This is a genomic window from Mesorhizobium prunaredense (genome assembly GCF_900156895.1).
Taxonomy (GTDB): Bacteria; Pseudomonadota; Alphaproteobacteria; order Rhizobiales; family Rhizobiaceae; genus Mesorhizobium; species Mesorhizobium prunaredense.
The window spans coordinates 1-10,247 of sequence record NZ_FTPD01000058.1; the positions used below are offsets into that span (position 1 = coordinate 1).

11 protein-coding genes are annotated in these 10,247 nt (G+C 57.6%); 7 read left to right on the forward strand and 4 right to left on the reverse strand.

Annotated features, from left to right (window positions below):
- The 5 genes from BQ8794_RS29080 to BQ8794_RS29100 form a co-directional block, all read left to right on the forward strand.
- Positions 1 to 287: hypothetical protein (locus BQ8794_RS29080; RefSeq protein ID WP_210189874.1), on the forward strand; the 287-nt coding region annotated here is incomplete at its 5' end.
- Positions 288 to 955: 668 nt separating this feature from the next.
- Positions 956 to 1,318 carry a hypothetical protein gene (locus tag BQ8794_RS29085; protein WP_077382299.1) on the forward strand — a complete coding sequence of 121 codons (363 nt, stop codon included), beginning with the start codon at positions 956 to 958 and terminating at the stop codon, positions 1,316 to 1,318.
- 9 nt (positions 1,319 to 1,327) lie between these two features.
- Positions 1,328 to 2,650 (forward strand): nucleoside 2-deoxyribosyltransferase, encoded by a 1,323-nt coding sequence (locus tag BQ8794_RS29090; RefSeq protein ID WP_143744744.1) that lies wholly within the window; start codon positions 1,328 to 1,330, stop codon positions 2,648 to 2,650.
- Entirely contained in the window at positions 2,647 to 3,288 is a 642-nt protein-coding gene (locus BQ8794_RS29095) for a 7-cyano-7-deazaguanine synthase (RefSeq protein WP_077382302.1), read from the forward strand. The genes BQ8794_RS29090 and BQ8794_RS29095 overlap by 4 nt, the downstream gene beginning before the upstream one ends.
- A gap of 22 nt (positions 3,289 to 3,310) precedes the next feature.
- A complete protein-coding gene (locus tag BQ8794_RS29100) occupies positions 3,311 to 3,940 on the forward strand; it encodes an HhH-GDP family DNA glycosylase (protein ID WP_210189875.1) in 630 nt (209 codons plus the stop codon).
- 108 nt (positions 3,941 to 4,048) lie between these two features.
- Here the strand turns inward: BQ8794_RS29100 and BQ8794_RS29105 are convergent, their stop codons facing one another.
- From BQ8794_RS29105 to BQ8794_RS29110, 3 genes are all read right to left on the reverse strand, one after another.
- Positions 4,049 to 5,458, reverse strand: coding sequence for an anti-phage deoxyguanosine triphosphatase (locus tag BQ8794_RS29105; protein WP_167378882.1), 1,410 nt, complete (start codon positions 5,456 to 5,458; stop codon positions 4,049 to 4,051).
- Positions 5,459 to 5,469: 11 nt separating this feature from the next.
- Positions 5,470 to 5,628, reverse strand: coding sequence for a hypothetical protein (locus tag BQ8794_RS35830; RefSeq protein ID WP_164757361.1), 159 nt, complete (start codon positions 5,626 to 5,628; stop codon positions 5,470 to 5,472).
- 92 nt (positions 5,629 to 5,720) lie between these two features.
- Positions 5,721 to 7,124 carry a hypothetical protein gene (locus BQ8794_RS29110; protein WP_077382311.1) on the reverse strand — a complete coding sequence of 468 codons (1,404 nt, stop codon included), beginning with the start codon at positions 7,122 to 7,124 and terminating at the stop codon, positions 5,721 to 5,723.
- A gap of 736 nt (positions 7,125 to 7,860) precedes the next feature.
- Between BQ8794_RS29110 and BQ8794_RS35835 the strand changes: the two genes are divergently transcribed.
- Together BQ8794_RS35835 and BQ8794_RS29120 are read left to right on the forward strand one after the other, a co-directional pair.
- A complete protein-coding gene (locus BQ8794_RS35835; RefSeq protein ID WP_167378880.1) occupies positions 7,861 to 8,073 on the forward strand; it encodes a hypothetical protein in 213 nt (70 codons plus the stop codon).
- 358 nt (positions 8,074 to 8,431) lie between these two features.
- On the forward strand, positions 8,432 to 8,686 hold the full coding sequence (locus BQ8794_RS29120; protein ID WP_077382326.1) for a helix-turn-helix transcriptional regulator: 255 nt from the start codon (positions 8,432 to 8,434) through the stop codon (positions 8,684 to 8,686).
- Here the strand turns inward: BQ8794_RS29120 and BQ8794_RS29125 are convergent.
- The gene (locus BQ8794_RS29125) at positions 8,667 to 9,920 is read right to left on the reverse strand and encodes a tyrosine-type recombinase/integrase (RefSeq protein ID WP_077382318.1); all 1,254 of its coding nucleotides are present in this window, start codon (positions 9,918 to 9,920) and stop codon (positions 8,667 to 8,669) included. The genes BQ8794_RS29120 and BQ8794_RS29125 overlap by 20 nt on opposite strands.
- Between the last annotated feature and the right edge of the window lie 327 nt (positions 9,921 to 10,247).

Consider the following 10,247-nt stretch of genomic DNA (forward strand, 5'->3'; position numbering starts at 1 on the left):
TGGAGGCAACCGCGCGGACCGCCGCACGCAACGGCGACGAACCGGGAGAAGTGTCCATGACCCGGCATGGCGTCATCCAGCGTTCATCCGCAGGCGCCCCGCCTCCGGCAACGGATCTACATGTGCCCATCGTGATCATCGAGGCCGACAGAGCCGCGCCCAGCCGCGCGCCGGGCCGACAACATCGCGCGGAGGCGCTACGAAGCAGTCTGTCCGCATCCATCGTGGCGCTTCCTGGCGGCAGTCGCACCATCGCCGACACCGGCCGCAAATCGAAATCCCCATAGCCCATCGACTGTGGCCGGCGGGTTCCTTCCTCGGGGACTTTCGTACGCCTGCCGGCGCCCGAAACTCTTCACGGGAGCGGAATGTCAGCATTGATTTTGTATAGATGGGAGGCAGTCAGCCGTCAGACTACTCCACCCACCAGGTGGGTTCGGAGGGAACCCTCCCTCACTGACCTCCAACTCATTGCAAATTTCCCGAGTTTTATCAGCGACGCGGTTCGGAACCGGTGGAATCGGTACATCTCTGGACTTGAGTCGCAAACGAAGACGCAGGCTCTTGCTTGACGCTTACGATCATTAGCATCGCTTCAACGAAATCCGCCTGCTCGTGGCCTGAGGGTAGGCCAGCGGAACGAAACCTTCCGGGAAACGCTGGCTCCCTCCAAGACGTTCCTACCTCTGATCAGCCGCGCAATCCAGTCCACGCATCGCGGCCTTTGATACGAGAAAGTCCGGCGGAAATGCAGTCGCTCGGTAACTCGGAAGTTAATTAAGCATCCCTCAAGGCGATGTTGGCCAATGGAACATGTAACAGAAGCGGTTGCAGTGACACACCTGTGACAGGAATGCGTTCGTTTCTTGCACAGGCTACAGCTGGACGCGGGTTGCGCTCCGTCAAGATTCATTTCAGGTTGCAAACTTGGCGTTCTAGGTCGGGAGGTTATCGAATGGGAAGTACGAGATCTAGCAATTTCACGGATTATTCCGGCACGCGCAGCAACGACGGGGCCGGTGGGACCAGCGGCATCGATCGCTGCCGGCAGGCATTCTCGTGCTCTCTGGAAGAGATCGAGCTGTGCGATTACTTCATAACGCACTCCACCGTGCCTCCCGTTGGTACTGAGCTAGTCATCCTACACCAGAAACGCCTGTTCGCGGCGACTCCGCAGGGCGTGAAGGTCGGAGCGCTGCCTACAAGCTTCAACTACCTGGCAGCTTGCATGAAGGACGGCATAGCCTATATCGGCGTCATGACGGCTTCGGGAATGTTGCCAGTAGCCAGGATATCGGCAGACTTCACGGCGCGGTGAGGACCCGGCATGGATCCCCTATTGCTCGTCGGCGAAATCATTGTCGACTTTACGACGGCGCGCCCCGGCGTCGAATGCAAGTTGCGACTGGGTGGTATCGTTCACGCAGCCCGCGGATTATGGGCGAGCGGCATTGATTACGCCGTAGCGGCGGTTTGCCCGCGTTATGTTTTCGATCAGGCAAAGCGGTATCTCAGCGCCCACGGTTGCCTGGAATTTGTCTGGCTAGGTGAAGTCACGGGTTCTCCTGGCGTCATGGTGATCGGAGACCCGACCGAGGTGGCTGACCAAGGATACGAGGACCTGCTGCGCGGAGAAAAAGCAGTCACGATCCTCGACGTCGGAAATTCACTCGCAGCGTATCATGAGGTCCTGGTTTTCCCGGGCAGCTTTGATCTCGCGCAGGTTCGGAGCGCCTTTTCCGATGACGCGCATTTCAGTTTCGATATCGCCTACGACACGGCGGATCCTTCTGTGCTGAAGGTCTTCTCTGGTAATGTAAAGGGGATCGCGATTTCCACGTCGTCTCCGCTTTTCATGCGCGTCGGATCGGAGACCGTTGACGCGATGCTACCCTTGATAGCGGATCTGGGTGCCGAAGTTTTTCTTCTTAAAGAAAACAGGGGGGGAAGTCGCCTCTTCAACCTGTCAAAAGGATCGGTCGATGCGATACCCGCTCAACTATCAGTCACTGTCAATTCCGTGGGGGTCGGCGACGTCTACACCGCCGTGATGGTCGGTCTTTCAAGGGCCGGATGGGGAGATGCGGCATGGCGCGGAGCGAGTGCGGCGACCGCCTATTCGCAAACCACCTACCCCGACGATTTCAAGCGGGATGTCGAACGATCACTCAAGCTTTCGGTAGATGAGCTGCGCAACCTTGGTGGCACTATCTTGCCGTGGCATGCAAGGCCGCTTTTTCCCATTTATCTGGCGGCCCCGGATTTTTCGTACACCGACAAACCAGAAGTCGATCGAGCCGTAGACGCCCTCAAATACCACAACTTCAACGTCCGGCGGCCAATTGAGGAGAACGGGGAGCTTCCGCTCGGTAGTCCGGATACCGTATTAAGACAGACGTTCGCCAAGGATCTGGGGATTCTTGGCGAATGCGAGGTCGTTTTTGCCGTTCCCCTGGATCGCGATCCGGGAACCTTGGTCGAGATGGGCTTCGCCATGGCGCGCCAACAGCCGGTCATCACGTTCGATCCCCGTCGAGAGAACAACAACACGATGGTCGCGGGCGGAAGCGCCCGCTATTCTGATAACCTGGATCAATGCTTGAACGGCATCTTCGACGCCGTTTCGAAACTCTGGATGGCGAAGTCATGAAAAGCGCGGTTTTGTTGGCCTCGGGCGGCCTTGACTCCACCACCGTCGCTTATCGGCTCGCCGCAGATGGCGTGGATGTGTTTCCCTTTTTCTTAGACTATGGCCAGCACTGCGTCGAGATGGAGTGGGATCGGGTAAACGAGGTCCTGCCCCGCGGCATGCGACGTCCCGAGCGTTGCGATATCTCCGACATCTTCAACGGATCGTCGTCGAGACTCATTAGGGAAGCAGACCTTTGGAAGGACAACGTCGCTGATCACGAGTTGTACGTCCCATATCGGACGATGCTGTTCTTCGCGGCCGCGGCGGCTCGCGCGCAGACCTTGGGAATCGTCGATGTGTATACAGGTTTCATCAACAGCAACCACGCGAAGGAAATCGACTGCACCGCAGAGTTCATGAACGGTATCGATGGCTTGATCGACAACATAGGTTCCGTCCGGTTCACCTCCCCCTTCCGCTTCTCGTCAAAAACGGATGTCGTCCAGGAAGCCCTGCGTCGTGGTGTTCCGATCGGCCGAACGTTCTCTTGCCAGGCCGCAAGCAATTTCCCGTGCGGTGCCTGCCCGAATTGCGTCGAACGCCTTTATGCGCTACAGGACGCCGCCCTCGTAACGCCCCAAGGCAAGGTCGGTTGAAATGCAGTCTTCGCCGATACAGATGCTGGTCGCTGCTCGTCGTGTGGCGGATTATGCCCTCGAGATGGGAGCCGATATCAGGCGGGAGACCGTCCGCGCCTCTTACGATCACATGGGCGCGATTGTCGCGGACTGCGTCCTGCAGGCGGGCCTGAATTACAGGTCCGTCGTCCTTCCGCGGGTCTCGACCATTCTCGAGCGCTTTCCCGATCTTGACCGCACTTCGGAGCTGGTAGGACTAGTCGCACGCGGAGAAACCTCGCGCTTCCTCAACTGGCACCATCCCGAAAAAGTAGGCCGCTTCGAGGCGCTTGTCGGTTTCCTGAGCGAGCATTCTGTTGAGAGCGCAGCTATTTTAAGCAATCGTTTGCGGGATGCCTCCTTCGTCTTGACCTTGCGGGATGTCAGAGGAGTCGGCCCAAAAACGGTGGATTACATGCAATGCCTGGTCGGCATCGACTCGATCGCGGTCGACCGACATGTAAGGACCTTTGCCAAACGCGTCGGCGTCGTCGAGGAGGACTACGATTTCCTTAGATCGGTCTTCTGCTACGCCGCTGATCTGCTGTCCGTCTCCCGCCGGGAATTCGACGCGTGGGTATGGAGACGGGAGGCGTCTGTATCGAACCCCCAGCTAGTGTTTGCCTTCTGACTGGAAATCCTTGAAGCATTAGCGCGCCTCATCGCCATGCCGATGTTCCGTCAGATACGGCGGTAGAGGAGCGAGCGCCGCTCCTCCTCGATTGCGCAGGTCATTCGACTAGATCGGCTTAAAGATGCTTTCCGCCGCATCGGACCGAAGCCGTGCCCAGAATTCCACAGCATACCTGTCCGTCATCCCGGCGACGAAGTCGCATATGTGGCGGGCTTTCAATGCCTTGTCTTTATCGGCATCCTGAACCTGCTTGCGCACGTCGTCCGGCATGAGCAGATGCCCGTTCTCCTTCTCAAGCGCGTCGAAAATATCTTCCACCAACTGGGTGCCGCGGTATTCGCCGAGTTTGACCCGGTTCGAGTAGATCGTCGACAGATACGTGTACTGCTTGAGGATTTCGACTTTGATGCGCGTACTCTTGACCAGCTTCACCGTCGAAAGCGCCGGAAACTCTTCGTTGATCGTTAGCTCCACGTCGTTGATGAATTCGTGGACCAGTTCCGACGAAAGCTTCATTCTCTTCCCGGCGTCCATGTTCAGATCACGGGAAGCCCTTATCGCATTGATGAAGTTGGCGATATCAGCCTGCTGCCGTTCATCCTCAACATCCGACGTCTTGGTTTCGCCTGTCGCGAAGATGTCACTGAAGATGGCCACGAACGTCGCCTGGACCTGCTGCATAGATATGGTCTCGCCGATCTCGTCCTTCAGCTGTTTCGTCACGTCCTTGGCGACCCTCCCGAGCAATTCGTCATCAGTCCCCAAGATCGACGCCGGGGTCAGGAAACCCGCTTTGAGGCTGTCTTCCAGATCGTAAACGGAGTAGGCGATGTCGTCCGCGATATCCATGATCGCGCATTCGACAGTCTTGAACTTCGTGTTAGCCGGAACCTGCGTTCCACCCAGGACCTTCTGTTTAATGTCCGCGACGATCTTTGCCTCGGACGCATAATACCCCTTTTTCGGCTTGGTAGCCTCCGGGCGTTCTGTCTCTATCTCGACGTCGTATTTCAACACGGCAGCCAGTGTACGAAAACACAGGTTCATGCCGGCACGCACGTCGCCATCTACAGGCTTTTCGTACTTCGCCTTCTTCTCAAGGCGGCTCAAGATGCGTAACGTCTGGGCGTTCCCCTCGAACCCGCCATACATCCTCATCTTCCCATCGAGCGCTCGCTCGCCGTTGTGGCCGAAAGGAGGGTGTCCGATGTCGTGAACAAGACCGGCCGCCGCGCACAGCCTGCTGTCGATCTTCCGATCACCTAGAGCTTCGTCGTATAGATGATTCAGGCGGTCCGCGATACCTTCCGCAATTTGCGAGACTTCGAGCGAGTGCGTCAGCCGGTTTCGGAAGAAGTCGGACTCGTGTCCGGGAAAGACCTGCGTCTTCCCTTGCAGCCGTCTGAAACTGGCACTGTGGATAATCCTGCCGAAATCCCTGACGAAGGGTGGTCTCCAGGGGTCCGAGTCCCCGGCCTCGCCATTCTGGCGCTGCCGGTCCTCATCGCTGTACATCTTCACGCGCACTATCGGCGCACCTGGGCCTGCGCGCGCACCAACTCCTGTGCAGCCTTCTTCGCTTCCACCTCGCGCTTGAGCTGCAGCCCGAGCCGTACGGCTTCGCGAACACTCTCCTGCTTAGCTTCTGCAGCCTTTCGGGCTTCGATTACTGCCGTGTATGCCATATTCTTCCTCCTGTGAGCGCTGCGAACGAAGTATAACGAGCATGCGCCTTATTGGTTTAAGTCCAGTTCTCGAATACCCGTCTTCAGAAAGACTACCGGGCGCCTACGCGCGCCGGAACCCGTGCTTTCCGCAAAACATCCGCCAGGTGACTGGTCAGGCCGATTCTACGGTCGAGGGTAATGCCCGTGTCTGGCTTCAGGCTGGAGGAGAGCGACCGAAGTGCCTCCAATCCTTGAGAGACGTCGAAGTCCACCCACTCGCCGGCATCGCCGGGCACGATGACGTCACCGTCCGATACGCTGGCTCCGCTATGCAACTGGACGATCCAAAGCTCCGCGCCGTCGAAGACCCATTCGAATCTTGTCGCGCCAAGAGCACCGACTAGCCTGGCATGCACGTCACGTACCCGTGCAAGAACGCCATCGGGAACCGGTTCGGGATCTGCCAGTCCGACCATGAAGCGATCTCCGGTTCCTTTGATCCCCTCGACCACGAGAACACCAGTCGATGTCTCGATCGCCGCACCTGACCACTGCGCCGCGACGCCCTTCTGCGAAAGCACCGAAGAGATGGCGGTGCCGTCAGGATCCTCAGCTTGGAGCAAGGCGAACGGATCTTGCCATCCTCGTGCGGTGGTGAATTTGCCGGGCACCTGCTCCCGTGGGCTAGTTCGTATCCATACCTCTTCAAGACCCGTAGCCCGGCCAAACGAAAAGGGTGCGACCCGCCGGCCTATGACCGTGGTTCTCGGAACGGGAAACCCGCTTATATCCGCGATCAGAAGCCCATAAGCCTTGTCGCCGATCATGCGGCTGAAATCGTTGGGCCACTCGGCCTTGACCAACCCGGTGGGGAAGAAATCCTCGGAATGTTCCCAGAAGATCACGTTGCCCTTCTTCCAGCCCCGAGGTCTGGGATGCAGACTGAATTCAAGGCGTCCGTTTCGGCCGTCGGCGAAATCGACATCCACTCCGTAGACTGTCTTGAAGAGCTGGACAGCCCTGTCCGTGGGAAGGCGCGCGAACCCGGGATTTTCTACTCCGCGAGGCGTCATGTCGGGGCGGAACTCGACTACATCGCCCATCACGACGCCCGAGATACCACCGTCCGAAACATCGATCGTCTCGTTGACAATCGTGAAGGCCCCCTCGTCGGCCATGCGCTCGACCGCGGTGACCGCAGCAGCGGCGGTGTCCACGCCGTAGATAAACTCGCGGCTTTGGGATTGCTGAGCACTAAAGCTGCGAACGTTTACCGTGCCTTCGGAACTGCGCTCGAAAAGAGCCTGTATGGCATCGGCGACGGATTCGAACTGATGGTTGGCCTCGAAACCGGCGATGCGGCAGAACTGCTGCGCGGGTCCGCCGACTGCCGGCGCGAAGCTTACGAACTGCGCGACGTTGAACGTTTCCGCTAGCCGGTCCAATGTTTCATCTTTTCTGAAGACCGCTACGTCAGGTTGATCAGGCTTGTTATGCGAACCGCCCAACGTCACTTTCCTTTGAATCCACAACGCCTCAACACGCCGTGCGTGCCTGTCGTGTGTATCCTATCCGCAAGTTTCGCAATGGCCAAATGACGTTGGCTCACGCCTCCGTAATCTCCCCAACTTTGAAAGTCGGGCCCAACTTGTGCCGATGGGCAGCAAATGGGATCGACGGCTCAAGCCGCCGCGATAGCAAAACCAGAAACTACTCTTTTTCACTGCCATCGATTGGAACAAATAGAGAACAGCGGACCTTGTGTCAAGCTCTCATGCGCCAAGGCCCAAGCCCATAGAGCTTATTCAAAATTGCGCGGCTCGCTTAGAAGCAAGCTCGAGATCGCTTATTTATGGACGTTGCCTGCGCGATCTGGCCGGCACATCTGGCCGGTTGTGTTCGAAAATTTGCGATTGCTGAATGTCCAGGCTGAGGTCGCTTCCATCGGCCTGCCGCCACGCAAGCGGCCTTTCTGAGCGTAGTGCGCAAGCTTATGGCCAATTGGGCGGATTTTGACATCGCCGCCGCGCACTATTCCTATGGCTACGACCTGCTTTGAGGATCAGGGCAAGCTGGTCTCGAATTCCATCTTCGGGGCACAGCACGCCGCCGATGTCAGGGCGTGTTCGCTGTCCGCACAATCACCGTGATGGATGTCGCCGCACTCTGCTGGAAACGATTCTGGTTTCCGCTCTGGAGGTGGTGAACGCCATGACGGTCCTGGGTGAGCAAGTCCCTCGGATATTTCAGGTGAACCTGACCCAGTTCTACGAGCGCGTGATCCAGCCCGCAATGGATGGCGTGGTGCTCCATCCCGTCCTCGAACAGGCGAGGCAGTATGAGATGAGCAATGGAGGCCCGATCATCGGGACTGTCACGCGCCGCGACATCGCCGAGACGATCAGGTTCATTCCGCAAGCCGAGAATCCGAGCGATGAGGACCTGGATTCCGGGACTACATGAATCCACCCAACGTGGAGCCATGCAAAGGGGTTGACCGTGAGCGAAGACGACCGGTCCAAACAGCCCAAGAGGCAGAAGGCCTTCGAGACACAGTCGCGAAGTCGGTGCGCTCGTGAGCAAGACGTAGGCTTGCCGACCATCGCAAACTCGCCGGTTGGTCGAAGGAGACGATGTGCTCGTAGTTGAGAGCTATACTCAGATTGGAGCAGATGCGCGATCATTGGCCCGAAAGGAGCCCTTCGGTATGCAAATGGTCAAACGGCAGAAGCAAACTCAACGCGAAAGCTGCCAGGACATAGAGGCCGCGCCAGCGGATCACCCCCTTCCGGTTCTACCGCACATTGAGGCGCGACAGGTCGTGCGCACTGTTCGCCGATCGCAATTGCGAGAAATCGTCCCGCTATCGGACACGACCATTTATGAAATGGAACAACGAGGCGAGTTTCCCCGACGGTTCAATCTGGCCCCCCGCTGCGTCGTTTGGGACCTGGGAGAAGTCGAAGCGTGGATTCAGGAACGGCGGAACGCGTCCTCTGCTGGTTCAATCGAACTGGCCCCGGGACCAGACGTGCGGTCACGAAAGACGAGACCCGTCAAATCGGATCGAGGATGACGGCTGCCCCGGAAATCGGCTGCAGTGTTGGTGCGTGTTTAATGCCAGCCGCCCACGCTTCAATCATGTCGGCCCATTCCTGCAGCATGTGGCGCCGCTGCGGTTCGTATTCAGCCTTGTTATAGACGCCGCGGGAGGAGCGACTGTCTTCGTGGGCAAGGCATTTTTCGATCCAGTCGCGATTGAATCCGATCTCGTTTAGGAGGGTGGACCCAGTCCGCCGTAGATCGTGCACCGTAAAGGGAGCAAGCGGCAGATTCTGTTTTTTTGCGCGGTCTACAATCGCCATGGTAATCCGATTGAAAGTCGCGCGCGACAGGGGTTCGTCGGCGTCGTAGCGAGATGGAAGCACGTATCGAGAGTGAGCAGCGCAGGTCTTGAGCGCAATCATGATGTCGAGGGACTGGCGGGAGAGGTAGACGTTATGTGGCTTCTTCCGCTTCATTCGCTCTTTGGGAATGCTCCATACCGCGTTCTCGAAGTCAACCTCATCCCACGTCGCGTCCAGAAGCTCGCTTTTCCGAACCATCGTGAGCAGGATCAGCTTTAGGCCCAGCCGAATGGTTGGCAAAGTCGGCACATTTTCCAACTCTTTGAGCATGATTCGAATTTCTACGGGTGACAACGCCCGGTCTTTCGCCTCGAAGGTGGCTATCGACGCCGGTCCTACCTCGTCCGCCGGATTGGCGATCTTCTCGCCGTGCAGAATGGCATAACCATAGACCTGCTTAATGATATCCCGGACATGAATGGCCGTTGCTGGTGCGCCCCGGTCCCTGACCTTTGCACAGAGCGCCCGCAAATCGTCCGATGTTATTTCTGTGAGGAGCCTTTTATCCCAAACCGGCAAGATGTCTCGATCGAAGACGGCTTTGCGCATGGAGCGCGTGCTGTCCGCCATCTTCGCCTCCTTAAACCATCTTCTGCCGGCATCGCCGAACGTGCCAGTCTCAGACAGGCGCCGCTTTTCACGCTGCTTTTCCTGGGCTGGTGATTTTCCGGCCGCCACCATTTTTCGTGCGGCAAGACAGCGGTCACGCGCCTCTGCTAGCGAGATGCCTCCCTCACCATAGCGGCCCAGCGTCACTGTCTCTCGCCGACCATTCACTCGGTAGTCGTATCGGAACGATATCTGCCCTGTGGGAGCTACGGTCGCGTACATACCGTCACGATCAGTGACTTTGTAAATTTTATCTTTTGATTTCAGCTTCTTAAGCGCGATGTCTGTGAGCATAGGAGGAGACGGATGGGCGCATCTAGGATTGTGAAATGCCTAATTTTACCGTCATTCGCTTTACCGTCAAGGCTCTGGGAGAGCCCATTGGATTCAATGCCTTACTTCGAAAGATGCCAACAGGCTTGAGTCCGGCGCAGTGACGGCATCGTCTGCAGCGAAGATGACGCGAAAAGGAATGCCGTCAGATCTACCGCCAAATGATTCCGCTTAGGGGCGATAGTCAGCGATAGACGTAGAGACGAAAGCAGATGAAATTCAGACGCTTAATGAAGCTTCCTCGATAGACGCCGAATGCTAGCGAACGACCGACCTTTATTCCCACTC

Coding starts and splice junctions, on each gene's coding strand:
- BQ8794_RS29085 (WP_077382299.1), top strand. CDS start 956: ATGGGAAGTACGAGATCTAGCAATTTCACGGATTATTCCGGCACGCGC.
- BQ8794_RS29100 (WP_210189875.1), top strand. CDS start 3,311: ATGCTGGTCGCTGCTCGTCGTGTGGCGGATTATGCCCTCGAGATGGGA.
- BQ8794_RS29090 (WP_143744744.1), top strand. CDS start 1,328: ATGGATCCCCTATTGCTCGTCGGCGAAATCATTGTCGACTTTACGACG.
- BQ8794_RS29125 (WP_077382318.1), bottom strand. CDS start 9,920: ATGCTCACAGACATCGCGCTTAAGAAGCTGAAATCAAAAGATAAAATT.
- BQ8794_RS35830 (WP_164757361.1), bottom strand. CDS start 5,628: ATGGCATACACGGCAGTAATCGAAGCCCGAAAGGCTGCAGAAGCTAAG.
- BQ8794_RS29095 (WP_077382302.1), top strand. CDS start 2,647: ATGAAAAGCGCGGTTTTGTTGGCCTCGGGCGGCCTTGACTCCACCACC.
- BQ8794_RS29105 (WP_167378882.1), bottom strand. CDS start 5,458: ATGTACAGCGATGAGGACCGGCAGCGCCAGAATGGCGAGGCCGGGGAC.